The sequence below is a fragment of the Tolypothrix tenuis PCC 7101 genome (assembly GCF_963874875.1).
Classification (GTDB): domain Bacteria; phylum Cyanobacteriota; class Cyanobacteriia; order Cyanobacteriales; family Nostocaceae; genus Aulosira; species Aulosira tenue.
The window spans coordinates 1,147,069-1,172,184 of sequence record NZ_CAWNJS010000001.1; the positions used below are offsets into that span (position 1 = coordinate 1,147,069).

The 25,116-nt window shown below is 41.2% G+C and carries 20 protein-coding genes; 9 read left to right on the forward strand and 11 right to left on the reverse strand.

The annotated features are described in order from the left end of the window. Positions 1–92: 92 nt before the first annotated feature. The 6 genes from AACU25_RS04625 to fabI all read right to left on the reverse strand — a co-directional run bounded on the left by AACU25_RS04625 (position 93) and on the right by fabI (position 7,537). Entirely contained in the window at positions 93–824 is a 732-nt protein-coding gene (locus AACU25_RS04625) for a DUF1995 family protein (protein ID WP_096574117.1), read from the reverse strand. Positions 825–892: 68 nt separating this feature from the next. Next, entirely contained in the window at positions 893–2,551 is a 1,659-nt protein-coding gene (locus AACU25_RS04630; protein ID WP_096583491.1) for an alpha/beta hydrolase, read from the reverse strand. 127 nt (positions 2,552–2,678) lie between these two features. Then, a complete protein-coding gene (locus AACU25_RS04635; protein WP_096574118.1) occupies positions 2,679–4,184 on the reverse strand; it encodes an SLBB domain-containing protein in 1,506 nt (501 codons plus the stop codon). A gap of 386 nt (positions 4,185–4,570) precedes the next feature. After that, positions 4,571–5,557: an ABC transporter ATP-binding protein gene (locus AACU25_RS04640; protein ID WP_096574119.1), complete on the reverse strand. Its 987-nt coding sequence runs from the start codon at positions 5,555–5,557 to the stop codon at positions 4,571–4,573. 377 nt (positions 5,558–5,934) lie between these two features. Beyond that, the gene (gene hisB / locus AACU25_RS04645; protein ID WP_096574120.1) at positions 5,935–6,576 is read right to left on the reverse strand and encodes an imidazoleglycerol-phosphate dehydratase HisB; all 642 of its coding nucleotides are present in this window, start codon (positions 6,574–6,576) and stop codon (positions 5,935–5,937) included. A 184-nt stretch (positions 6,577–6,760) separates the two neighbouring features. Next, positions 6,761–7,537, reverse strand: a complete 777-nt coding sequence (fabI, locus tag AACU25_RS04650) for an enoyl-ACP reductase FabI (protein WP_096574122.1) — start codon at positions 7,535–7,537, stop codon at positions 6,761–6,763. A 380-nt stretch (positions 7,538–7,917) separates the two neighbouring features. Here fabI and ntcA point away from each other — a divergent pair, with 380 nt between their 5' ends. The 3 genes from ntcA (at position 7,918) to AACU25_RS04665 (ending at position 10,833) form a co-directional block, all read left to right on the forward strand. After that, positions 7,918–8,589 (forward strand): global nitrogen regulator NtcA, encoded by a 672-nt coding sequence (ntcA, locus tag AACU25_RS04655; RefSeq protein WP_010998529.1) that lies wholly within the window; start codon positions 7,918–7,920, stop codon positions 8,587–8,589. Positions 8,590–8,756: 167 nt separating this feature from the next. Beyond that, positions 8,757–10,250, forward strand: coding sequence for a DUF3084 domain-containing protein (locus AACU25_RS04660; RefSeq protein WP_096574123.1), 1,494 nt, complete (start codon positions 8,757–8,759; stop codon positions 10,248–10,250). 136 nt (positions 10,251–10,386) lie between these two features. Continuing rightward, entirely contained in the window at positions 10,387–10,833 is a 447-nt protein-coding gene (locus AACU25_RS04665) for a pre-16S rRNA-processing nuclease YqgF (RefSeq protein ID WP_096583493.1), read from the forward strand. Between the two features lie 155 nt (positions 10,834–10,988). Here AACU25_RS04665 and AACU25_RS04670 read toward each other — a convergent pair whose 3' ends face one another. The 3 genes from AACU25_RS04670 to AACU25_RS04680 form a co-directional block, all read right to left on the reverse strand. Next, the gene (locus tag AACU25_RS04670; RefSeq protein WP_045872646.1) at positions 10,989–11,252 is read right to left on the reverse strand and encodes a DUF3146 family protein; all 264 of its coding nucleotides are present in this window, start codon (positions 11,250–11,252) and stop codon (positions 10,989–10,991) included. Between the two features lie 631 nt (positions 11,253–11,883). Continuing rightward, a complete protein-coding gene (locus tag AACU25_RS04675; RefSeq protein WP_096574124.1) occupies positions 11,884–14,040 on the reverse strand; it encodes a polyribonucleotide nucleotidyltransferase in 2,157 nt (718 codons plus the stop codon). Between the two features lie 102 nt (positions 14,041–14,142). Continuing rightward, a complete protein-coding gene (locus AACU25_RS04680) occupies positions 14,143–14,688 on the reverse strand; it encodes a GNAT family N-acetyltransferase (RefSeq protein WP_096574125.1) in 546 nt (181 codons plus the stop codon). Positions 14,689–15,063: 375 nt separating this feature from the next. Between AACU25_RS04680 and AACU25_RS04685 the strand changes: the two genes are divergently transcribed. From AACU25_RS04685 to AACU25_RS04695, 3 genes are all read left to right on the forward strand, one after another. Then, a complete protein-coding gene (locus AACU25_RS04685) occupies positions 15,064–18,288 on the forward strand; it encodes a DEAD/DEAH box helicase (protein ID WP_096574126.1) in 3,225 nt (1,074 codons plus the stop codon). A gap of 103 nt (positions 18,289–18,391) precedes the next feature. Next, positions 18,392–19,228: an SWIM zinc finger family protein gene (locus tag AACU25_RS04690; RefSeq protein WP_096574127.1), complete on the forward strand. Its 837-nt coding sequence runs from the start codon at positions 18,392–18,394 to the stop codon at positions 19,226–19,228. 402 nt (positions 19,229–19,630) lie between these two features. Next, positions 19,631–19,999: a CU044_2847 family protein gene (locus AACU25_RS04695; protein ID WP_321206678.1), complete on the forward strand. Its 369-nt coding sequence runs from the start codon at positions 19,631–19,633 to the stop codon at positions 19,997–19,999. A 96-nt stretch (positions 20,000–20,095) separates the two neighbouring features. Here the strand turns inward: AACU25_RS04695 and AACU25_RS04700 are convergent, their stop codons facing one another. Together AACU25_RS04700 and AACU25_RS04705 are read right to left on the reverse strand one after the other, a co-directional pair. Continuing rightward, on the reverse strand, positions 20,096–20,281 hold the full coding sequence (locus AACU25_RS04700) for a PCP reductase family protein (protein WP_096574128.1): 186 nt from the start codon (positions 20,279–20,281) through the stop codon (positions 20,096–20,098). Positions 20,282–20,706: 425 nt separating this feature from the next. Further along, positions 20,707–21,387, reverse strand: a complete 681-nt coding sequence (locus AACU25_RS04705; protein ID WP_096574129.1) for a tetratricopeptide repeat protein — start codon at positions 21,385–21,387, stop codon at positions 20,707–20,709. Between the two features lie 711 nt (positions 21,388–22,098). On the opposite strand from AACU25_RS04705, the gene AACU25_RS04710 reads away from it, so the two are divergent. The 3 genes from AACU25_RS04710 to bchI all read left to right on the forward strand — a co-directional run bounded on the left by AACU25_RS04710 (position 22,099) and on the right by bchI (position 24,894). Continuing rightward, positions 22,099–22,425, forward strand: coding sequence for a YbjQ family protein (locus AACU25_RS04710; protein WP_045872638.1), 327 nt, complete (start codon positions 22,099–22,101; stop codon positions 22,423–22,425). A 456-nt stretch (positions 22,426–22,881) separates the two neighbouring features. After that, a complete protein-coding gene (locus AACU25_RS04715; protein WP_096574130.1) occupies positions 22,882–23,526 on the forward strand; it encodes a hypothetical protein in 645 nt (214 codons plus the stop codon). A gap of 243 nt (positions 23,527–23,769) precedes the next feature. Further along, positions 23,770–24,894: a magnesium chelatase ATPase subunit I gene (gene bchI, locus AACU25_RS04720; protein WP_096574131.1), complete on the forward strand. Its 1,125-nt coding sequence runs from the start codon at positions 23,770–23,772 to the stop codon at positions 24,892–24,894. Positions 24,895–25,116 lie beyond the last annotated feature (222 nt).

The following is a 25,116-nucleotide window of genomic DNA, read 5'->3' on the forward strand; positions in this document are numbered from 1 at the left end:
CTGCAAAGCGTCTACATCCCCCTCATATCCCCAGTCCCCAGTCCCCAGTCCCCAGTCCCCAGTCCCCAGTCCCCAGTCCCCAGTCCCCAACCTTAACTACTCAAAGCTTTGAGGAATCTTTGCAAACTCTTAAACACACTTGGCTTTTTAGCAGGTGTAGAGTCTGTTCCTGTTTGGGATTGTTTCATCAGGATGAGATCTAACTCATCACCTGAAGGTCTGTTGGGTAATTCTGTAATTTTTTGATAGTCGCCGTCTTTTTCTACCCAAACTTCCCATAAACTAGGGTAGCAGCGGAAAACGGCAGTTTCGTCGTCTACAGGGCGGAGGTAGTAGGAAGATTCTATGGTGCTAATGAAACGTTGACGGGTTTGTCTTCCTGCGTAACCAATACCTACAGTTCCAGCATCTTCGAGGCGGGGATTTAAGAGAACTATGGGGCGATCGCCTATTTCTTGACAAAGTTTTTCCATCTGCGGTACTTCTACAGCCGTTGGCGTAATAAATAGAAAAATTTCATCCTCTGGCTGAACTTTTGACCCGACAGGAGTTGCTCTACCTGTACCGATATCCTCAATTTTATATGGCGTATCTGCCCATTCACGACGAGCAAGGGCAGCAGCACCAGCATCAGCAAAGAAAATCTTCAAACGAGAACCGTAGTCGGCAAACATCGGTAGAAAATCTGCCGCCACCAGCATCATTTTAAGTTCGGGAAACAAATACTCAACTTGTAAGCGAGTACAGCCATCTGCTAAAGCAGCTTGGGTAGCTATGCGAGATTGGGCGATCGCTTCTTCAAGACTCTTGGGAAGTTCACTCATTGTCGGCATTTTACTTGTGTGTATACTTCCATTGTTTCAGTATTGGCTGTCCAAACTGTATGGAAATATTATTTGGTCAGCTGATCAACTACAAAACCTAACCAGGGTTTGATATTTCTAGGTAAATCAGAATTCAGACGCAGGGGTAATTCTGGTTTAGAGAGAGATTGAGCGTAAGCAGGTGTCAAAAATGGTTGATAAATTTTCGCTTCTGGGGTTGACTGTTTGACAAACGCTAAGGTAACACCACGAACTAACTGACGCAGAGAATTGGTTTCGGAACCGCGCTTTTCTGGAAAAATGGTAGTGGCTGTACTAGCGCTATAGCTAGGATCGCTAATACTTAAGTGAGTTCCACCAATAGCAGTTAACAAATATTTGCTGCTTTGTAGTTGATTAAAAGGTGCTATCTGGTGTTTCAAGGATGGGGTTAAAGAATCTTCTGTACTAGTTAAAATTAATACTGGATTATTAATTTTATTTAGCCCTGTTTTACCAAACAGATTACCAACTACAGGGTTAAAAGCGATTGCACTTGTGACTCTTGGGTCTTTTAATTGTAGTTTCTTTTCTTTTAAAGGCGCAGCCGCACACTGCAACCAATCCCCAGGAGATTCGTTGATAGAAAGAGAATTTTGACAGAATTGTCTGACTGCTTCTAAGTCTACTTCTGGGCCTAACAAGGCTAAAGCTGTATAACCACCCAAGGAATGACCGATGACAGTGACTTTATCAGTGTTAAATTTTCCTTGTAGCGTTCCTGATTGATTGTTGAGTTTGGCTAGTTCGTCGAGTAAAAAACTGATATCTTTGGGGCGATCAATAAATTCTGTAGGTGCTAGGATTTGGGCTAAATTTGTTGGTGTTGAAGCTTGATAAATAGAACCGTTAATATTGCTATCTGGATGTTCCATCGCCGCTACAGTGAACCCGTAAGAAGCTAAATGACCTGCTAAGTAGCTCAAGAATTTACGGTTTGCACCCAAACCAGGAGAAATCACAACTAATGGTGCTTGAGTGTGACCTTGACTCCAATAAATATCTACAGGAATGCTTCTTTTACGTTGTTTATCTTGTAAAGTTAGGGTTTGTTGTTGTACTGCTTCTTTACCAATAGCTGCAGGATCAAAGCTAGGTTGAAAATTTGTAGTATTTTTGACTAACAAATCTCTTTCTAGCAAAGTCCCTAAAGCTTGGCTTTGCAGGTAATTGCTGTTGAATTCTACGGCAATTTGAATGGCTTTAGTTGCATCTAATGTCACATTTTCTTCTGGGTAGGCGCGTAAAAACCCCAGAACACTCAAACCGTTAACTTGACGTAGAGAGAGGTTGAGTGCGCCTTGGAGACCTTCTACTGTACTACCTGGAATCGCAACTCCCAATGATGAAATTAACTGTTGACCTTGTGGCGATCGCACCAGATCATCAAAAAACTTGTCAGCCAAAGCTGGATCTACTTGTACCCGCCGATTCAGTAATTCTTGAAATTGTGGAGTTAAGAAAGGGCGAAAAAGTTGTAGGTTTTCTGGAAGTTTCCCAGTTTTGGCAAATGCTTCAATATCGGCGATCGCGATCGCTTGCTGAAATGGCCCTAAGCGGATAGTAATTTTTTGGGCTGCTAAAGTTGAGGTCATCCCAGCACCCCAACTGAGTGCAATGGTGATGCTACATAGTAACCCTTGCACCCAGGATATTGTACGCTGCTGTTTGCTACGCCAAAAATGCATATTAGCCATTAATTATTATATTAGTTACAAAAAATTCATAACGCATAATTGTGACTGGCCAATATACACTTTTGTTGCAGTCTGGGGACATAAATCCTTAACCAGTGTCCCCAGTAACTAGACAAATTTAAAATCCAGAGAAGATAGTTCTAAGAATCCCGAAGACTGCGCCTACAGGACTAAAGATAGCACCAAGGGTATCTCCAGTGCGAGCTACACCATTACGGCTGACTACGACCACATCGTTATTGCGGAGGATGGGATTAGTTTGCTCATTGATTCCTTTGGAGAAATCTACTTGTACTACACGTTTGGTCACAGTTCCATTGGGATTTAAGCGAATCAAATCCACAGCACCACTTTTCGCTCTAGCATCGTTAAATCCACCAGCAGCTAGCAATGCTTGGTTTAATGAACTGTTTGGCTTCAGGTCTACAGAACCAGGTCTTTTAACTTCGCCTACCACACCAACTTGAATAACTGTGGGAGATAAAGTAGTAGTTGCTAATTGAGTCGCTTCTGCGGGGTTAATCTCGGTTGCTGTAGGGATAACAATTGTATCTCCATCTTGGACGATCACATCTTGGTTAACATCGCCACTCTGCAATAGTTGCCAAAGATTGATATCTATGGTTTGTTCTGTCCCAGTTCTGGTGGGGCGGCGGATTTTCAGATTGCGAATATCGGCTTGTGGTGTAATTCCCCCAGCTAGTTGAATTGACCTTGTGAGAGTTGGGTAACCAGTACCAGTCGCTCCACCATTTTGTCCTTCTGTACTACCTTGAGTCACAAGATAAGAGCCAGGACGGTTAACTTCGCCAATTACTGCTACCGTGCGTGGTTTTGTAGGATCGGCAGCAAAGTTAGCTGCAAACAAATTGCGTGCTTCTGCTACGTTAAAAGTAGTGGCAGTGGGTACAACGATGGTGTCACCATCCCTTAAGGTAATATCCTGCCCAATTGTACCTGTTTGAATAAATTGTTTTAAATTCAGTGTTACTGTTTGCTCGCCAGTCCTTCCCAACTTGCGACGTAATTGCACTTTAGTAACATCGGCTGCGAGTGTTACGCCTTCGGCTGTGGTCAGGGCTGCTAATACAGTTGGGTATTGTACGCCAGGATTGTTTCCTGCGCCTCCCTGTAAGTTGAGAGTGTAAGCTCCTGGGCGTGTAACTTCTCCTGCTACAAAAATATTGATGGGGCGTGGTGATAGCAGGTTAACGGAAATTAGAGGACGTTTCAGATAGCGTTTGTATTGTTCGCTAATTAAATCAGCGGCCTGTTCGGTAGTTAGCCCAAGAACTGAGATACTACCAATTAAGGGTAAGTTAATCGAGCCACCTGGGGGAACTTGGTATTCACCAGTATATTCTGGCACTTCAAATACGTTGACCCGTATCAGGTCGCCGCCGCCTAATAAATAATTAGTATCTATAACAGATGATACAGATGGCGCTGCCGGTGCTGTAGTAGGTGTTGTGAACTGAGCATTAGGTAATACTGGTCTTCTATTCGGTGATACCGGTTGTCCCTGAGCTTGACTAGCAGATGGCGCAGCAACATTAACAGCCGTTAACACAACCACACCCATAATTGACTGAGTGAGGATTTTCAGCAAACCTGTATTAAGCATATTTACCTAAGACTCTGAAACTACAATTGCTAAAATACTGTCTAAACATTTTAATCTTGACTATACGGAATTACTCAAGTTCCGCCACATTCTTATTTTCTTATAAAAACTTGACCTTCCGGAGAAGTATTTGTTGCCGGAAATTGAACTTTCAGTAAAGCTAATTTAAAGTTTGGGCAATTTAAATCTTAATTTATAGTAAATCAGGCAGTGATGTTACTGAAATATTTTGATAAATTTGCAAGTTAATATCAACTAAGTCTTGTTATCTACTTAATTCTGCTGTGTTATTTATAATTGCCCAGAAGTTTAACTTAGCTATTGCTTAATTTAATTTTCAGTATACTTAGCAGAAATTACCAATAGTAATCCTACAGTTAATTGTATTAGTGAGACAAATGATGTTTGTGTCGAATCTGTTGCATAAAAAACTCTTCAAGAGAGAGGCGCGACAAATTCATCGCCATAATTTGTCCTCCCATAAGCCGGAGGCTGGCTAGAAAATCATAGTAATTTTCTTGTTGTAGTGTACCTTGCCAAGAAGCATCAGCTTTAAATACAACATTAGGTAACCATTTCTCCAAAATCTCTCTGTTACCCCCTATACCTTTGACTTCATAGATGCTGGAGTCACCTAATAGTTCATGAAAGGAACCAGTACAGATTAATTCCCCTTGAGCGAGAATAGCAACGCGATCGCATAATATTTCGACTTCACTCAGGATATGGCTGTTGAAGAAAATTGTCTTACCTGCGGCTTTCAGTTTTAAAATAATTTCCCGCATTTGGTAGCGGCCTACAGGATCGAGACCAGACATCGGCTCATCTAGAAATACCACATTGGGGTCGTTGATTAGTGCCTGAGCCATACCAACGCGCTGTAACATACCCTTGGAATAACGACGCATCTGTTTTTTGCGCGCATCAGCCTGAGATAAACCGACTAATTCTAATAGTTCAGGAATGCGTTGGCGTTGAATATTTTGGGGAATTTGAAATATTCCCGCCGCTAACTGTAAAAATTCCCAGCCAGTGAGATAGTCATACAAATAGGGATTTTCTGGCAGGTAGCCAATATATTGCTTAACACTGCGATCGCCTAATGGTTTACCTAGCAACAATCCCCTTCCAGAGGTAGGGCGGATAATTCCTAGTAAAAGTTTTAACAAGGTGGTTTTCCCCGCACCATTGGGCCCTAGTAACCCAAAAGTTTCTCCTTGGTGAACAGTTAAAGAACAATTTTTGAGGGATGTAACTTTTTGATGCATCCAAAACCCAGTACGGTAGACTTTCCGCAACTCAGAAGTGAAGACTACGGGTGGTGCATCGGGAGTATTTAGCTGAAAGTTAGGAGCGTCTACAACAGACTTCATCGCAGTTCCATAAACAATTACCAAATTTGCCAAAGTTACGCTTTAGGGCTATAGCTTTGTTCACTATAGAGGGTACCCATTGGTTAGCAATAACTAACATGATTGTGAAAATTGTTGCCAATGAAGTACTTAACAGAGAGTTGACGGCAAAGCCTCATACCTTCTGAGGGCGTGATGAAAACCTGGCAAATTGATGCATGGTAAGCTAAAACATATCTAATTTGCATATTAAATTTCATCAAACTCTTGTGGGGTGGGCATCTTACCCGCCCCGATCATGTAACTTAAATGCCGATTAGCTTAATTTCCCCATACAAGCAAAATCCCACCCCCTGAAAAGGAAGTGGGATGAACTTCAGCATATTATGGTTATTGCTTCACAAAACCCCTTTAGAACTGGGAATCATTCCAGCACGACGGGGGTCGATTTCCACTGCAATCCGCATTGCTCTAGCAAATGCTTTAAAAGTTGCTTCAATGATGTGGTGGGAATTAATGCCATCTAACTGACGAATGTGCAATGTTAATTGACTATGGTTAACCAGCGCCACGAAAAATTCCCTTACTAGTTGGGTGTCATAGGTTCCTACCCGTTGTGTAGGGATTTCTAAACCATAGCTGAGGTGGGGACGACCAGAAAAGTCTAATGCTACTTGCACCAATGCTTCATCAAGTGGCGCGAGGAAATTACCAAAGCGGACAATACCTTTCCTGTCACCTAGCGCTTTACTGAAAGCCTGTCCTAAGGTAATACCCACATCTTCGTTAGTGTGGTGGTCATCAATTTCCCAGTCTCCTTTAGCTTGGACATCCAAGTCAATTAACCCGTGGGAGGCAATTTGATGCAGCATATGATCCAAAAAGGGAATTCCTGTAGCTGCCTTACAAATACCTGTACCATCAAGGTTGATAGTAACTTGAACATCAGTTTCACCAGTTGTGCGATGAACCGAAGCAATCCGAGGACTGGGATGAGGTGATTCGAGAGAGAGATTTATTTCGCGATCGCTGATTTGCATAGTTAGTGGGAATTGGGAATAGGGGACTGGGGACTGGGGATTGGGGATTGGGGATTGGGGAGATGAGGGGGATGAGGGAGATAAGGGAGATAAGGGAGATGAGGGAGAAATATCATTACCAATTACCCATTACCAATTACCCATTACCAATGCCCAATACCCAATGCCCCATGCCCAAAATCTACTACATCCCCATAATTTCATATCCTGCATCCACATATATGACTTGTCCTGTAATCCCAGTGGACAAATCACTACACAAGAAAGCAGCTGTATTACCTACTTCTAGCTGGGTGACTGTGCGTCGCAGAGGAGCAACTTCTTCTACATGGTGAATCATATCTAAAATGCCGCCGACAGCGCTAGATGCCAAGGTGCGAATCGGCCCGGCGGAGATGGCATTCACCCGGATATTTTGCGGCCCCATTTCTGCTGCTAGGTAACGTACACTAGCTTCCAACCCTGCCTTAGCAACTCCCATAATGTTATAGTTAGGAATCGCCCTAATGCTACCTAAATAAGTGAGGGTGACAATACTTCCACCTTCGGTCATTAAAGGTTTGGCTGCACCGCTCAACTGCACGAGGGAATAAGTACTAATTTGTAGTGCTGTGTTGAAGCCAGCGCGTGTTGTTTGGCTAAAATCTCCACTCAAATCGTCTTTATTAGCAAAAGCCAAGCAATGAACTAGGATGTCTAGCTTTCCCCATTTATCTCGAATGGTGTCAAAGGTAGAATGAATCTGTTCATCGTTTTGGACATCGCAAGGAAGAAATAAGCTGGGGTTAAGAGGTTCTACCAATTCCGCAACTTTTTTCTCCATTTTGCCTTTTTCATCAGGTAAGTAAGTAATACCTAAGTTAGCTCCAGCTTGGTGTAGTTGTTGGGCAATTCCCCAGGCAATGGAGCGGTTATTTGCAATACCTGTAACAAGGGCATTTTTTCCTGTCAGATTCAGCATGAGAAATGGTAAGTGTAAACAATCATTAGGAGCATACTAGAATCTGAGGCTAGTTTGTCTTTGTTTTACAGAGGATTTGTAAAAATATTATTGGTAAGGGTTTTTACAAGAATAAAATTACAGTTTATTCCTTAATAAATTCTCAAGAACTCTTGATTTTGTCTTTAAAAAAACATTGCTAATACAGCTGAAGTAACTAGCTATTCAAGAAGTACTAGCTAAAAATATCAAAAATTATGTATCATAATAAACAAATAATTAGGAAACAATAATTTTGAGTATAGGAAAGTACAGAAAGGTTGACGGTGCTTTATTGATTTTTCAGGTGTATTCTTAGGTAATCAGTTTTTGTTTTTCCGGCATTGGGTAGGGGAAGGGAGATGATCGTGACACAAGATAAAGCCCTAGCAAATGTTTTTCGTCAGATGGCAACTGGAGCGTTTCCTCCAGTTGTAGAAACGTTTGAACGCAATAAAACGATCTTTTTTCCAGGCGATCCTGCTGAACGAGTTTATTTTCTTTTGAAAGGCGCTGTTAAGCTTTCCAGGGTGTATGAGGCAGGAGAAGAAATCACAGTAGCGCTGCTACGGGAAAATAGCGTTTTTGGTGTGTTGTCATTGCTGACGGGAAACAAATCGGATAGGTTTTACCATGCCGTTGCATTTACCCCTGTAGAATTATTGTCAGCTCCTATTGAACAAGTAGAGCAGGCACTCAAGGAAAATCCAGAATTATCAATGTTAATGCTGCGAGGTCTTTCTTCGCGAATTTTACAAACAGAGATGATGATTGAAACCCTCGCACACCGAGATATGGGTTCAAGGTTAGTGAGTTTTTTATTAATTCTCTGTCGCGATTTTGGTGTTCCTTGTGCAGATGGGATCACAATAGATCTGAAGCTATCTCATCAAGCGATCGCAGAAGCGATCGGTTCTACTCGTGTTACCGTCACCAGGTTACTCGGCGATTTACGTGAGAAAAAGATGATTTCTATTCACAAAAAGAAGATTACTGTGCATAAACCTGTTACTTTAAGTCGGCAATTTACTTAAAAGCAATTGGGGAAAGCAGAGGAGGCGAATGTTGTGTTTTTAGAAATCACACCACTATGGAGGTAAATCTAAAAATTGATTAAGTTCAGCAATTGCCAATCTCTGATTTCCCGCAGAAGATGTTTGAAAGTAGTAGGCTGTATCTGGAAGCATTTCGGTAGCTGAAGATGACCACTGGGTACATCCTCATTGCAGCAATTTTAATTCTAGGGGGCGTACTTGCCACCGTGGGCGATCGCATCGGCACACGAGTTGGCAAGGCGCGCCTTTCTTTGTTTAAATTACGTCCAAAAAATACGGCAGTCATAGTAACTATTTTTACTGGTACTTTAATTTCAGCGTCTACTCTGGCAATTTTATTTGCTGCTGATGAAGGATTACGCAAAGGGGTGTTTGAGTTAGAGGATATTCAAAAAGACCTCAGACAAAAGCGCGAACAACTCAAAACTGCGGAAACCCAGAAAAGTCAAGTAGAAGGTGAACTAAATCAAGCCAGGAAAGAACAGTCCCAAGCCCAGCAAGACTTACAGGTAATTAATCAGTCCTTGCAGGCGGCGAATGCCAAACAACAGGTAACGCAAGCTCAACTTAACCGCACTCTTAAGCAACAAGCACAAACCCAAAATCAGTTGCAACGCACTCAAAGCCAATTAGGCCAAGTCGTAGCACAATATCAAAAAGCAATCACAGAACTGCAAAGCGTTGAAGATGAGAAAAAGAATCTGCTGGCGGAAATTGAGCAACGCAAAATAGAACGCCAAAGACTGTATGCTGAAGCCAAGAAAGCGATTGATGAAGCTAAAACAGCAATTGCCAAACGCGATCGCGAATTAGCTAATAGACAAGAAGCCATTGAACAACGGGATCAAAAAATTGCCCGGTTGGATAAACTCATTCAACAACGCAATCAAGAAGTTGCAGCCCGCGAGGAAGTGATTGCTAAACGGGAATCTCTCCTAAAAGACTTAGAAAAGCAACAGAACTATCTAGAACAAGAAGTAGCCAGGCTGGAAAAATATTATCAGTCATATCGTGACCTGCGTTTAGGGAAATTGGCTTTAGTACGGGGTCAAGTTTTGGCGGCGGCTGTAGTTCAAGTCACTCAGCCGACAGCAGCACGTCAAGCAATCATTCAACTGCTCCAGGAAGCCAATCAGAATGCTATCCTCGAATTAGCTGAACCTGGGACAAATACCTTAAATAATGTAGAAATCCTGCACGTTACCCCGGATCGCATTGAGCAATTGATCAAGCAGATAAATGATGGTCGAGAATATGTCATTCGGATTTTCTCTGCTGGTAATTATGTCAGGGGAGAAAAGCAGATAGAATTCTTTGCCGATTCAGCGAGAAACCAACTGGTCTTTTCTGGGGGACAAATACTAGCCAGCACTACTGCTGATCCCAAGACGATGACATCCTATCAACTCAGGCAAAGGTTGGATCTGCTGATTTCTGCTTCGCAATTTCGCGCCCGAAATGCTGGCATTATTGAAAATGTCCAAATCGATGGTACTTTTCTGCGCTTTGTTTCCCAACTTAGGCAATCCGATCAAGCATTAGAGATTAAAGCGATCGCAGCTGAAGACACTTTCACAGCTGGGCCGCTGAGAGTCAAACTAGTGGCAGTAATCGGCGGCCAGGTTATTTTTAGTACGTAAAAAATTAACCAACTAGATATTAATCCGATTTAAGCTGATTTAAGCGGCTGATATATCTTGAACTTGTAGTTCAAAAATAGCCAGCAGTCTAAATGAGAGTGTGGTTACAGTTGAACTTTTAAATTTTAATTTGCTTATGAATCTCCGTGAATTCTCACCGACACAACCAGTCATTTTAGGCTTTGATCCCGGTCGAGATAAATGTGGATTAGCAGTGATCGGGCTAGATCGGCAACTACATTATCACCAAGTTGTACCAGCAAATGCCGCGATCGCTACCATTGAAACCCTGCGTCAAAAATACCCAATTTCAATGATGGTAATGGGCGACCAAACTACAGCCAAGCAATGGAAACAACGGTTGCAAAAAGAATTAGTAGAACCGTTGAATATTATTTTGGTAGATGAACGCTATACCACGTTAGAAGCACGCGATCGCTATTGGCAAATGTATCCGCCTAAAGGACTGACAAAGCTGTTACCGCAAGGTATGCGACAACCACCACGCCCAATAGATGACATTGTTGCCATCCTTTTAATTGAAAGATATCTCAATCGCCTAGCAGAATCAGTTAACAGTTAAAAATTGTCAGTCAATTTTGGATGCGTGGATTGATTCCACGAATTAATTCGGGGGCTTGGAAGCCGTTTAGATTCTTTAAATCTTGAATCTTCTCCTAGCAAAGAGGCTACGCCAACAATCCAAAATTTAAAATCTAAAATTCGGTCAGGGAACCCTTACAGTTCAGCGCGAATAGTAAAAGCATAGTCTCCTCCAGGCTCTAACTGATAATCTTGTTTCTCCAAGAAGCGACCTAAAGGTTCTTTAATTAAGGCGCGACCTTGAGAAGGCTTTACAGACAGTTCTCCTCGGCGAAAATGCCATTGGAACTGCCATTCATACTCACCCGCACTTACTTCGCCCTCAAGGAAGCCGTGTTGCCAAGATTGGCGGGTTATTTTGACATGGGCGATGGTTTCTGGCAGACGTTTAGCACTCACAATGCTGTATATCAAGTTAAGAGTTACAGTTAACCACTTAGGCTAATTCTTTTAATACCAAACATAGCGTAAATTCAGAAACTGACAAAGTGAGTATTGTAAATTGGGACTAAAGACTGATACCCATTTGGGATTTTAGATTGAAAACCTTAAATACAAAGCTGTTCCTAGATTCTCAAACCATACTAGTATTTCAGTTTAGTATGAATTAGTAGCTACATAAACTAACTACAGCCCAACCCATAAAGGGTAAGCAATTTAATTATTAGTCGGTTCCTTAGAAACCATTTTTTCAACTCAAACTTCTTGCTGTTATATGACTGTTATTTTATTTTGGAAATACATTTATATGAACTCCAAAAAATAAATCAACAACACATAGGGGCATGGCATCCCAAGATTTTTATAAATTCAAATATCTTATCTACGCCGTGCCCCTAAGATTTGGGTATTTTTTTAATTTTTGTCAGTCCCGAATTACATTGAGTCTCTGTAGACAGGCTGAATTTTTTTAGCCGCGACTTCAGTCTTGCGGCTCGAATAATTTTAAAAGTTGAATAAGAGAAGCATACAGCGATGCCTTGCCCTAAGGCATCGCGGATTTTAGATTCAATCTAAAATCCTAAATCGATTACCGATTTACTGCTGCTGCTTCCCGCGCTGCAGCTGCTTGGTCAGGATGGATACCTAAACGTGTCAGGTTGATCCGACCTTTGTTGTCAATTTCGCGCACTTTGACAATCACTTCATCGCCTACGGCCACTTCATCTTCAACTTTGCCAACGCGGTAGTCAGCTAGTTGGGAAATGTGGATCATGCCTTCTTTACCAGGCAGAAATTCCACAAAAGCACCAATAGGTATAATGCGGGTGACTCGTCCCACATAGACATCACCTTCGTGCAATTTACGGGTCATGCCTTGGATGATGTTTCTGGCTCTCTTCGCCTTGCTTTCATCCACAGCGGAAATCGTGACGGTGCCATCATCTTCGATGTCAATTTTCGCGCCTGTTTCTTCAGTAATGCCTTTAATGGTCTTACCTCCAGGCCCAATCACCAGACCAATCATGTCAGGATCAATCTTGATGGTCAATAAGCGTGGCGCATAGGGTGAGGTTTCTGTGCGTGGTGTGTCGATGGTTTGCAGCATTTTTTCTAAAATGTGCAAGCGGGCTGACTTAGCTTGATGGACTGCTTGAGCAATAATGTCCAATGACAGACCGGAAATTTTCATGTCCATTTGTAAGGCAGTAATTCCCGTATCCGTACCAGCGACTTTAAAGTCCATGTCGCCTAAAAAGTCTTCAATGCCCTGGATATCTGTGAGAACACGGACTTCTTCACCTTCTTTAATCAAACCCATCGCCGCACCACTGACGGGCTTGAGAATTGGTACACCAGCATCCATTAACGCTAGGGTAGAACCACAGACTGAACCCATCGAGGTAGAACCGTTGGAAGATAGTACTTCCGATACCACACGAATCACGTAGGGGAATTGTTCTTTAGGAGGTAGCACTGGTAACAGCGCTCTTTCTGCGAGTGCCCCGTGACCGATTTCCCGCCGTCCTGGGGCGCGCATCGGCTTTGTTTCTCCAACAGAGAAGGGTGGGAAGTTGTAATGGTGTAAGTAACGTTTAGATTGGTCTGTTTGCAAGTCATCGTTGAGGTTTTGGGCATCTCCGGGTGTACCTAGGGTACAAGCGGATAATACTTGAGTGAGTCCGCGATTAAACAAGCCGCTACCGTGAACGCGCTTAGGTAACACATCAACTAAACAAGAAACGGGACGCACTTCATCGAGTTTGCGACCATCAACGCGGACGTTGTCTTCGATAATTTGACGGCGCATGAAGTGTTTGGTAATTTCCTTGAAGGTGTTACCAAGGGCTTTGCTATTGGCGGCTGTAGCAACGCGAACTGGGTCTTCTTCAGGGAGTTCTGCGATCGCATTGGCAATATTTTCTTTAACTACATCCAAAGCTGCATCGCGCTCTGGCTTAGTAAGTTCAAATTGCGCGAGAATTTTCTTAATCTCTTCACTGGCGCGATCGCTAATAAACTTGTCTAAAGTTTGGTCTACTTCTGGGGCTGTTGCTTGCACAATTTCTAGACCTAGTTCTGCAACCAAATCTTGTTGTGCTTTGATTAAATCCCGTACCGCTTCGTAGCCAAAATCAATCGCCTCGATGATATCGCGTTCTGGTAACTGGTTGGCTCCCGCCTCGACCATGATCACCCCATCTGGTGAACCCGCAACTATCAAATCTAGGTCTCCAGCTTCAATTTCTGCGTAGGTTGGGTTAATGACAAAGTCATCACCTACTAAACCTACCCTCACTGCTGCCATTGGGCCATTAAAAGGAATTTGGGCAATCAGGGTAGCAATTGAAGCACCTGTCACAGCTAACACATCGGGTGGTACTTGCTCATCCATTGACAATGTCAAAGCGACGATTTGCAAGTCATCGCGCAACCATGAAGGGAACAGCGGACGCAGGGGACGGTCTATCAGACGGCTAGTAAGAATTGTTTTTTCTGGAGGACGACCTTCACGCCGCATGATCCCGCCGGGAATCCTACCCGCAGCATACAGTCTTTCTTCGTAATCTACTGTGAGGGGAAGAAAATCAATGCCTTCTCTGGCTTGCGATCGCGTAGCTGTTACCAAAACAGCTGTATCCCCTGATTGTATCAAAACCGACCCACCAGCCTGGGGAGCTAGTAGGCCAACCTTCAGTCGAATATCCCGTCCGTCAAAGGATATTGACTTATCAACTTCTGTCATTCAGTTTTTTTTCCTTCTATGCACGCTATTCTCTCTCTGTGGCAATCCTAACATTTCTGCCCTCTGGCTGGCTTCAGGTACATACAAAGATAAACAACTTTGTCAACATAAAGCACGATACATCATCAGTGCGTCTACCGTTTGCCCATCAGCTAACTTAGCAGCTTGGGGAATGCGTCCAATAATCTCAAATCCCAATGTCTGCCACAGGGTAATTGACGGTATATTAGTTTCAAAGACCAAATTAAACATTACTGCCTCGTAGCCCAGACTAGTTGCGATCACTAGCATCGCCTCTCCCATAAACCGCCCTATCCCCTGACCCCGCAATTGTGGTTGTACAATAAAACCAGCGTTGCAAATATGGCTACATCGGCCGGGAAAATTTGGTTTTAGATAAAAAGCCCCTAATATATCTTTGGCTTTGTGTGTAGCACCCTGCTCAACAGACCTAACAACAAAGGCATCCTGACTCAACCAATAAGCCGCAAATTCTGCCAAAGAAAGGGGTTGCTTTTGAGGATAGGTTTTACCTTCAGTAATTACTAGATTTAATAATGCTCTCACTTCTTCCTGTTCTTGCGGATGCATATAATCTAGTTCTACAGTTATGCCATTTTTTATAACTTGATGATGGGGCAATTGCATTATTATAAATTTGTATTTATCCTTACTTTTTCCATGTTAATTATATTAAATCAAGGATAAATTAAATATTAAAAATGGCAAATTTAAAAATTAAATATAGTAAAGATGCCAGCCAAATTAATATTTATTTGTAACCTATTATATAAGTGAAAAATTTTTATTTGTTATTTGTATGGTGATACCCTACATAGATAAATCAAGCAAGTGCTGCTACATATGAAGATAGGAAGATTAGGAGTTTGATTAAATAAATTCAAAAACTTAGAGATGCAGAAATCATATATCGATATCTTAAAGTAATTAACCTCACGGATGATTGACGAATTTATTCTTGATTTAAGTAAAGCATATAAGTAGTTGAACGGTAGTTAGGAAATGGCAATTTTACACGGTATTTGGTTAAATAAACAGCAAAACAGTAGTTTATTTATTTGGGGAGAAACTTGGCGTTCTGCACAGGATAATGCTGATGGTAATGTTGGTTTTGATATTTCATTAAATCCCTTGGCAATGGCACCACAAGAGTTAAGCGAGTGGTTGCGTTCGCGAAATCTGATAATTCCTAATTTAATTCCAGAACCCCAGGTAGCTGTTAGCACTGGCAGAAAACGTCAAAGTGCAACTGTTACGGAAGTAAAATTGCCCAGCGAATCCCAAATTATTGCTTTACCAACTCAAATATCAGCAGGCGGTATTTTTCCGGTACATTCTGCGGTTGTGGAAACGCTAATATCTTCTCAAGCACCAGAATCACAGCAATATCTGCACCCTTGGCGAGTGGAGGGTTTTTGCTTAAACCCCAACGCCGCTATGAAATTTTTGGCTTCTCTCCCCTTAAGTAGTATTAGCGGCAATGATGCCTTTTTAAGCGGAGATTTAAGCTTTTGGTCGCAAATAGCTAGATGGAGTTTAGATTTAATTTCTAGATGTAAATTTCTGCCTAATATTTCTAAAGAAACTGATAGTTTTGTTGCTAGTTGGCAAGTACTTTTAGATAGTGGTGTAGATAGCACAAGGTTAGAGAAATTTTCTCAGTTGATGCCTTTAGCTTGTCGGACATATCAAATAGAGACTGGAGAAATAAATCAATCTCAAATATATATAGATTTGCCTTTGCAGCCGCAAGAATTACTATTAGGGTTTCTCAACAGTACAATTGATGCCCAAGTGCGAGAAATGATTGGTTCTCAACCCTTAGTGGAAAATAGGGTAATGGCATCTTTACCCGCTGGAGTGCGACAGTGGTTGCAAAGCTTAACGAGTGAATCGGCAAAAGTTAGTGCAGATGCAATTGGTGTGGATAGGTTACAAGCAGCAATGAATGCTTGGACGATGCCGCTACAATACCAATTAACTTATAAAAGTTTGTTTCGCACTTGCTTTGAATTGCGATCGCCTGAAGCTGGGGAATCGGAATGGAAATTGATATATTACTTACAAGCTGCCGACGATCCAGAATTTTTAGTAGATGCAGCAACGATTTGGCAGCATCCAGTTGAGCAATTAGTCTATCAAAATCGCACCATTGAACAACCCCAAGAAACATTCCTGCGTGGTTTGGGATTAGCTTCGCGATTATATCCCGCGATCGCACCTAGTTTAGAAAGTGAATATCCGGATTCATTTAGCCTTAACCCCATCCAGGCTTATGAATTTATTAAGTCTGTTGCTTGGAGATTGGAAGATAGTGGCTTAGGGGTAGTTTTACCGCCCAGCCTGGCAAATCGTGAAGGATGGGCGAATCGTTTGGGTTTAAAAATAACCGCCGAAACACCCAATCAAAAGCAAGGACGCTTAGGATTACAGAGTTTACTTAATTTTCAATGGAAATTGGCAATTGGCGGACAAACGATTTCTAAAGCCCAATTTGATCGGTTGGTAGCATTAAATAGCCCGCTAGTAGAAATTAACGGCGAGTGGGTAGAGTTACGTCCCCAAGATATTAAAACAGCTCAAGCATTTTTTGCTTCTCGAAAAGAAAAAATGTCTCTCTCCTTAGAAGATGCTTTGCGCTTGGGTACAGGAGATACCCAAGCTATTGAGAAATTACCAGTCGTGAGTTTTGAAGCATCTGGCGCATTACAAGAATTAATTGGGGCCTTAACCAATAATCAGGCGATCGCACCTTTACCTACACCAGCTAACTTTAAAGGACAGTTGCGACCTTATCAACAACGCGGTGCTGCTTGGCTAGCCTTCCTCGAACGCTGGGGTTTGGGTGCTTGTCTCGCAGACGACATGGGTTTAGGAAAAACCGTGCAGTTTATCGCTTTTCTATTACACCTCAAAGAACAAGATGCATTAGAAAAACCCACTCTCTTAGTTTGTCCGACTTCTGTATTAGGCAACTGGGAACGAGAAGTTAAAAGATTTGCGCCCACACTCAAAATTTTACAATATCACGGTGATAAACGCCCCAAAGGTAAGGCGTTTACAGATGCGGTGAAAAAGTACAATTTAGTCGTTACTAGTTACTCACTAATTCACCGAGATTTAAAATCACTGCAGAGTGTTGAGTGGCAAGCCCTAGTATTAGATGAAGCGCAGAATGTGAAAAATTCTGATGCCAAGCAATCTCAAGCAGTTCGGCAATTAGAAGCTACATTTCGTATTGCGTTGACTGGTACGCCAGTAGAAAACAGATTGCAAGAACTTTGGTCTATTTTAGACTTTCTCAATCCTGGTTATTTGGGAAACAAGCAGTTCTTTCAACGCAGGTTTGCCATGCCAATTGAAAAGTATGGCGATTCTGCTTCATTGAATCAGTTGCGTTCATTAGTGCAACCATTTATTCTGCGGCGACTGAAAACAGATCGTGATATTATTCAAGACTTGCCCGAAAAGCAAGAAATGACGGTATTTTGTGGGCTAACTCCCGAACAAGCGACGCTTTATCAAAAAGTGGTGGAAGAATCTTTAGCAGATATTGATACCGCCACAGGATTGCAACGCCGAGGAATGATTTTAGCTTTATTAATTAAGCTCAAACAAGTCTGCAATCATCCAGCCCAATATTTAAAAGCAGCCAGTTTAGACAAATATCATTCCGGCAAACTTCAGCGATTGGATGAAATGTTAGAAGAAGCTTTAGCAGAAGGCGATCGCGCTTTAATTTTCACCCAATTTGCCGAGTGGGGTAAATTACTCAAACCCCATTTAGAAAAACAGCTAGGACGCGAAATATTTTTCTTATACGGTAGCACTAGTAAAAAACAACGTGAGGAAATGATTGACCGTTTCCAACACGATCCCCAAGGGCCACCAATTATGATTCTCTCCTTAAAAGCTGGGGGTGTAGGGTTAAATTTAACCAGGGCAAATCATGTCTTCCACTTTGATAGATGGTGGAACCCCGCAGTTGAAAATCAAGCTACAGATAGAGTATTTCGAATTGGTCAAACTCGCAATGTCCAAGTACATAAATTTGTTTGTACAGGCACATTAGAAGAGAAAATTCATGACATGATCGAAAGTAAAAAACAACTTGCAGAACAGGTTGTAGGCGCTGGAGAAGATTGGCTAACTGAACTAGATACAGACCAACTACGCAATTTACTTTTACTAGATCGCAGTTCTGTAATTGAAGAAGATGCAGAATAATTCGTAATTCGTAATTCGTAATTCGTAATTCGTAATTACAACCTTTTCCCTTTCCCCCTTCACCCTTCCCCAAAAAATAAAATTATCAACTTGAATATTAATCATGACTAATTACACCCTACAAGCCAGCCGTGAATGGTGGTCACAAAGATGGCTCGATTTATTAGATTCCTATCGCTTTAAAAAACGTTTAGAACGTGCGAGAAACTATTCTCGTCAGGGCAATGTCCTCAGCATTGAATTTAAAGGTGCAAAGGTATTAGCCAGGGTACAAGGTAGCGAACCAGAACCTTATAAGGTATCACTTTCCTTAGACCCTTTTAGTGATGAAGAATGGAGTTATGTAATTGAAAGTATGTCCAAAAAGGCAATTTTTGCCGCTAAGTTATTAGCAGGAGAAATGCCCCAAAATATTGAAGAAGTATTCACTGCTAATGGACTTTCCTTATTTCCTTTTACCTTGTCAGATGTCCGCAGTAAATGCTCTTGCCCTGATAAAGCGAATCCTTGTAAACACGTAGGTGCTGTGTATTATCAATTAGGCGATCGCTTCAGCGAAGACCCCTTTGTCTTATTTAAATTGCGCGGACGTACCAAAGAACAAATTATCAGCGATTTACGCCAATTACGTAGCGCTAAAATTGAGGTTTCATCAACAGAAACATCTGATATTCAACAGTCAGTTACTAATAATCAAAATACAATTAAACTTGAATCATTCTGGCACTATAATGAACCACTTGATTCTTCTCTAGTCGTCATTGCGCCCAGTGGTAGCGAAACTGTATTAGATGTATTAGGCCCCATTCCCCTAGCTAAAGAAGAAGAGAACATCGGCAATTTAACCGCTAGTGATGTCGTCATGAAATATTTGCAGACAGTTTACCAAGATGTTAGACAAAAAGCGGTTTTAGCCGCAATGAATGTGGGAGGGGCTTAATACAGCCTAAATTGCATGAGGTACAAATTGACTACCTTATAACGTGAAAATGGGCATAGGGCATGGGAAACACCCACGCCCAAACATGAAAATTTGTCTTTCCCATGACAGCAGTAGCCTCTCCTGTCGGAGACGCTACACTTAGCTTGCTTCCCCGCACAGGAAACCCAAGCTGCCCAAAGCAATGTCTCCCCAATCCCCCATGCCCTATGCCCAATACCTCACTACTGATAAAATGCTGATAATGCGTTATACTTCGTTAACGCCCCTATAATAACCACAGGGGTGATTTTGGTTGGTAAATTTTCACCTCAAAAACCGAAAAATAATTTTACATTCGGGGTTGTATTTATTACAGGTGGTTGAATGCTATAAATTGCAGAGTAATCTGGTCAAACCCACATGGAAGCCCAAACTAAAGTTATTTCGGTACAATTATCTGATGGTACAAATGTAAGAGTCGAAGCTACCCTCATTGGGGAGCGTAAATTAACTATCCCCACTCGACCTTTTAAAGAAGTCACTATTGCCATTGAATCTCTGAGTAGGGATATTGCAGAAGTCATCCAGAAAGTGAACCCCGATAAGGCTAGCGTAAAATTTGGTATAGAAATTAGTCTGGAATCAGGTAAACTCTCACCTATATTAGTGAAAGGTACCTCCACGGCCAATCTGGAGATTACTTTAGAATGGGGGCAAACTCCTATAGAGGAACTAAAAATTCCCAATTCCATAGTTAAGCAGGAATCTCCTCTAAATATGGGCGCTTAGACTAGGGGCTAAAAGTTTTATTTAATACTTAACACTCAGCATTATTTATCTCCCTCTATAATTAAGGATTTCTACAGGTTAGTTAGTTTGATTGTTTTATTGTCCAAACTCTAATCGTGCTTTTTCAACCAAATCTGCTGTGATGACATCTTGCTTTGCTTGACGAGCTAGCTGCTCAATTCGCGCTTTTGCTTGCGTGCGTACAAAAAAGGGAATATTTTTTAGTTTTTCTTTTGCTTCTGCTGTCCATCCCAATGAATCTGAAAATTTTGGTTCACTCATAATTTAGTATCCTTTTTTCAGTAATACCAAGATATCAATACCAAGTATTGAAATAAACTTTGTATACCTTTCCTAATGACCTAAATTATGTCATGTGGCGGCAACAGCAAATAAAAATAAAATATAAAATACTCAGTAAATAACGAGTATCTGGGAATTACCAAAGATTGAAAAGGTAGGTAGCAATACAGTTCAGTGAAAGATAATTTTAGGTTGTGTTGAGCGATAGCGAAACCCAACAAAGCCTCTCTGATGTTGGGTTACTCTACGGAAAAAGTAAAATTTTACTGGGCACGTAAATTTTCAGGAAAATTACTCAATATCTTTCCATGTCTGCTTTAGAGGAATGCTTGTTCCAAAATCTATTTAGAGACAGAGTATTACTATTTAATTTGTTTGTCTTGAAGGAGTTGGTGAGAATCACCTCATCCTCCTAAATCGCGTAGCAATGCCTCTACCCTAGTTACACCATCAAAGTCATTCTTTCTTTGATATAAATCACGAGCTTTGTTGAGTAAAGTAGTAGCTTGTTTGCTTTGCCGTCTTTGCTTATACATTGAACCCATTAACTCATAGGTTTGGGCATTGTTGCGATCAATATTAATTGCTTGTTCGTATGCCCAGTTAGCTGCTTCGTAGTCTCCCAGACGAGCCTGAGTCACAGCTAATCCTAGATAAGCATTCAGATTGTTACGGTTTAATTGAATTGCACGGCGATAAGCTTCTTTTGCTCCAGGAGTGTCGCCCATATTACCTTTGATGTAACCCACGGCGTAATAAAAATCGCCGTTATTGGGGGTAATAGCTAGAGCGCGACGATAAGCTGTTAGTGCTGCCTGAAAATTTCCTTGTTGAGCATATAAATAGCCAATTCCTGAATGAATTTTGGCATTTTTAGGTTCAAGGCTGGCTGCTTGTTGATAAACAGAGATTGCTCCATTATAATCACCCGCATCTACTAGCCTCCGCCCTTCTTCTAGCAATTGCTTAACTTCTGGATTTCTGGCTTGAGATAACAAAACTTGTGCTTGAGCCGCAGGAGATATAGGAACGACAAAACTTCCTAATAGCAGCAGACTTACTATAAATGATATCCGTTTGTACACAGTAAATTTCCTGAATTTATAGGGAACTTTTTTCTTGTACATTAAAACAGAAATATTTCTTTTTGAAAACTGTATTTATGCCATTTTATAAAACATTAATAATTTCACATAAATACTCCGGGTATCAATAAGATGAAACCGAGATTTTACGTAAATTTTGAGGATGAAGTATTTAAAAACAGGTATTTCTACATATATATTTAGGCGAGTAAGAGAATGTTATGTTTAGAGATGAGGTTAAAATGATACGTTGGCGATAAATTTAGGTGTTTTAGATAGTCCTAGCTAAAAAAATATTTCATTGCTGTATAGATAGGGTGACAGTGAACAGGAGAATCAATTTTAGATTTTATATTGCCGATTTTAGATTGAATCCAAAATTAATTGACGCTTATAGCTAAGACTGTGATTAAAACCACATTTTGAGTTAAAAATCTTACCTCTTTTTGAGAAGACCGAGAATATATTTATACCCTAAGCAACAGGCAAGCTTGGTATAAAACTATCCTCCATGCATAGGTCGGTGTAACGAATTGTAGGCTTTAATTCATTATTCATAACTGATAATTTTCTGGGTGTTGATATTTCTCCCCATCGAACCATTGCTAGTTAAGATATATCTCACTTGCAAAATGTTCCTGCATTTCTCATTGGCTACTCAAGACCATGCTTGGTCAAACATCAACTGAGACTATTTTTGAGGCAAAATTTATGATTTTAACCACAACTGATGTGATTCAAGGAGCTGTGATTCAGTCGTATTTAGGCATTGTTACGGCAGAAGTTGTGTATGGTAGCAATTTCTTAAGAGATTTTTTAGCTAGCATTCGCGATATTGTTGGCGGACGCACTGGTAGCTATGAACGTCTTTTTGAACAAGGTCAACGTAAAGCATTAGAGGAATTACAGCAACGTGCAATGCGTTTAGGAGCAGATGCTGTGATTGGTATTGAAATTGATACTGGTACAATCAATGTCGATCAATCGGGTGTGCTGCTATTAATTACTGCCACAGGTACAGCTGTAAAGATACGTTAGTTTAAGTTTCATTTCGACCAATGTAAAAAAAAGATTCTCGAGGTTATAGATAAGTTCGGGAATCTCTACTTATTTATTTTTAGAAGCTAGATAAATATGATTTAGCACGGATGCCGTACTCTCGCTGCTAACACATCCTAGATAAACTTATTTATTTTTATAATCTAGATAAATATGATTTGGTAATTCTTTTAACTTTATAAAATTTTATAGTATCTTGTTGATATTAATTATTTCAAAGACTTATTAATTTATTTAAAATAAATAGAGCAAATAAAGAAAACATTTAGCTATATTTTTATGGAAAATACTATGATTTATTCCTACTAAAGATAGAGTACATAACTCTTTCTGTTGATAGATAGAAAAAATTATATTTAGCAATTTAATTTATAAACATCAAGTTTAAATATACCTGGAAAAGCTTTACTGAAGCATTAAGGGAGAAAATAGTCTATGTCATATGCAAATCGAGTAGGCGACCAAGTAATTCCACCTGAACAAGTGGTCACTGGTAGATCTGTTGAATATCACGATCTGGTGCGTTGGGGGCCAATTATCTCTGGTGTATTAGTTGCCTTAGTTACACAATTGATTTTAAGTGCATTGTTTGGTGCGATCGGTGCTGGAAACGTTGCAGGTTCAGGCGCACCAAGAACTATTGCGCCTAATGTTGCGAGTAATGTGGGTCTTTGGTCAACTATCGGTTTGTTGATTTCTTTATTTACTGGTGGTTGGGTGACAACTCGCGCTTGTGGCCCAATGAACCGTAATACAGCGTTGCTTAATGGTGCAATTCTTTGGGCAACTACTTTAGCACTTAGTTCTTGGTTGTTAGCAAGTGGGGTATCGGGTGCTTTTGGTGTTGCAGCTTCTAATGCAGCAGCAGTTCTCAACCAAACCCAACAATCGATTACCAATGTGCCACAAAATGTTCCTAACGTAACTGCAGAACAAGCTCGTGATATTGCTGCTGCTACTTCAAGGGGCTTGTGGTGGTTTGTTTTTGGTTCTTTGTTAGGTTTATTAGCTTCACTAATTGGCGCTGTTGCTGGTGCACGCAAACCTAGAGCTAACACTTACACCACTGAGGTTAGATAAGAAGGCTCGTAAATAATACTGAATTGATTGTTATAGCGCCTTTTTTAAGGTGCTTTTTGATGGTTAACTTTGATTTGCCATTTGTTGTTATCACGGTGAATGAAGCTTAACCATTAAATTTGTAGGGATTATTCTAAAGAATTTCCACACCAGATCGTCTTTAGCGATCGCTCTAACTTTCTATAGGCCTAGCTATGGCACAATAAAGAACGGTAATAAGAAAAATATTGATAAGGTAATTTAGTGAGTCCTACTGCTCAAACCACAGCGAGTACGCGACGTGTGGTATTTCCGTTTACAGCTATTGTTGGTCAGGAAGAAATGAAACTGGCCCTGCTGCTGAACGTGATTGACCCCAAAATTGGTGGTGTGATGATTATGGGCGATCGCGGTACTGGTAAATCCACAACTATCCGGGCCCTGGCCGATCTGCTACCAGAAATCTCTGTTGTTGCTAATGACCCCTTCAACAGTGACCCCGGCGACCCCGACTTGATGAGCGATGAAGTTCGCCAAATGCTCGAACAAGGGGCAGAAATCCCCACAGTTCCCAAAAAAGTGCAGATGGTAGATTTACCTTTAGGCGCTACAGAAGACCGGGTTTGCGGTACCATCGACATCGAAAAAGCTTTGTCTGAAGGTGTAAAAGCCTTTGAACCAGGACTTTTAGCCAAAGCTAACCGGGGTATTCTCTATGTGGATGAAGTAAACTTGCTAGATGATCACCTAGTAGATGTATTGCTGGACTCCGCTGCTAGTGGTTGGAACACTGTAGAACGGGAAGGTATTTCTATCCGCCACCCCGCCAGGTTTGTACTTGTCGGTTCTGGTAACCCTGAAGAAGGTGAACTGCGTCCTCAACTTCTCGATCGCTTTGGGATGCACGCAGAAATTCACACAGTTAAAGAACCAGCTTTGCGGGTGCAAATTGTCGAGCAAAGGTCAGAATTTGACCAAAATCCTCCAGGGTTTCTTGAGAAGTACCAATCCGAACAAGAAGCACTACAACAGAAAATTGTCAATGCTCAAAACTTGTTACCCCAAGTTACCAGCGACTATGATTTGCGGGTGAAAATTTCGGAAATTTGTTCGGAACTCGATGTAGACGGCTTGCGAGGCGATATTGTAACCAACCGCGCCGCCAAAGCTTTAACCGCATTAGAAGGACGTACCGAAGTTACAGTTGATGACATCCGTCGTGTAATTACCTTATGTCTGCGTCATAGACTACGGAAAGACCCTTTAGAATCCATTGATTCTGGCTACAAAGTAGAAAAAGCTTTTGCGAGAGTTTTTGGCGTGGAACTTCCAGAAAGTGATGCAGCACAAAAGAATGGTACTGGTCAAAAGTTAGGGGCGAGGAGTTAAGTCGTAGAGACGCGATTAATCGCGTCTGCACAAAATTCAAAAGTCAAAAGGTTTGTATATTAAGGCTTCTGGCTCGTTGAAATGGTTACTCTGTTGAAGCTGGATTGTACAAGAAGGGTATCGATAAATCAAAATAGACACGGATCAGCTTTCCGCAGAGTAGCCCACCTCTGCGGGCAATAAAGATTTAATCATATAAGTCTAAACTTACAGCCTGTAAGT

Coding starts and splice junctions, on each gene's coding strand:
- AACU25_RS04625 (WP_096574117.1), bottom strand. CDS start 824: ATGAGTGAACTTCCCAAGAGTCTTGAAGAAGCGATCGCCCAATCTCGC.
- AACU25_RS04630 (WP_096583491.1), bottom strand. CDS start 2,551: ATGCATTTTTGGCGTAGCAAACAGCAGCGTACAATATCCTGGGTGCAA.
- AACU25_RS04635 (WP_096574118.1), bottom strand. CDS start 4,184: ATGCTTAATACAGGTTTGCTGAAAATCCTCACTCAGTCAATTATGGGT.
- AACU25_RS04640 (WP_096574119.1), bottom strand. CDS start 5,557: ATGAAGTCTGTTGTAGACGCTCCTAACTTTCAGCTAAATACTCCCGAT.
- hisB (WP_096574120.1), bottom strand. CDS start 6,576: ATGCAAATCAGCGATCGCGAAATAAATCTCTCTCTCGAATCACCTCAT.
- fabI (WP_096574122.1), bottom strand. CDS start 7,537: ATGCTGAATCTGACAGGAAAAAATGCCCTTGTTACAGGTATTGCAAAT.
- ntcA (WP_010998529.1), top strand. CDS start 7,918: ATGATCGTGACACAAGATAAAGCCCTAGCAAATGTTTTTCGTCAGATG.
- AACU25_RS04660 (WP_096574123.1), top strand. CDS start 8,757: ATGACCACTGGGTACATCCTCATTGCAGCAATTTTAATTCTAGGGGGC.
- AACU25_RS04665 (WP_096583493.1), top strand. CDS start 10,387: ATGAATCTCCGTGAATTCTCACCGACACAACCAGTCATTTTAGGCTTT.
- AACU25_RS04675 (WP_096574124.1), bottom strand. CDS start 14,040: ATGACAGAAGTTGATAAGTCAATATCCTTTGACGGACGGGATATTCGA.
- AACU25_RS04680 (WP_096574125.1), bottom strand. CDS start 14,688: ATGCAATTGCCCCATCATCAAGTTATAAAAAATGGCATAACTGTAGAA.
- AACU25_RS04685 (WP_096574126.1), top strand. CDS start 15,064: ATGGCAATTTTACACGGTATTTGGTTAAATAAACAGCAAAACAGTAGT.
- AACU25_RS04690 (WP_096574127.1), top strand. CDS start 18,392: ATGACTAATTACACCCTACAAGCCAGCCGTGAATGGTGGTCACAAAGA.
- AACU25_RS04695 (WP_321206678.1), top strand. CDS start 19,631: ATGGAAGCCCAAACTAAAGTTATTTCGGTACAATTATCTGATGGTACA.
- AACU25_RS04700 (WP_096574128.1), bottom strand. CDS start 20,281: ATGAGTGAACCAAAATTTTCAGATTCATTGGGATGGACAGCAGAAGCA.
- AACU25_RS04710 (WP_045872638.1), top strand. CDS start 22,099: ATGATTTTAACCACAACTGATGTGATTCAAGGAGCTGTGATTCAGTCG.
- AACU25_RS04715 (WP_096574130.1), top strand. CDS start 22,882: ATGTCATATGCAAATCGAGTAGGCGACCAAGTAATTCCACCTGAACAA.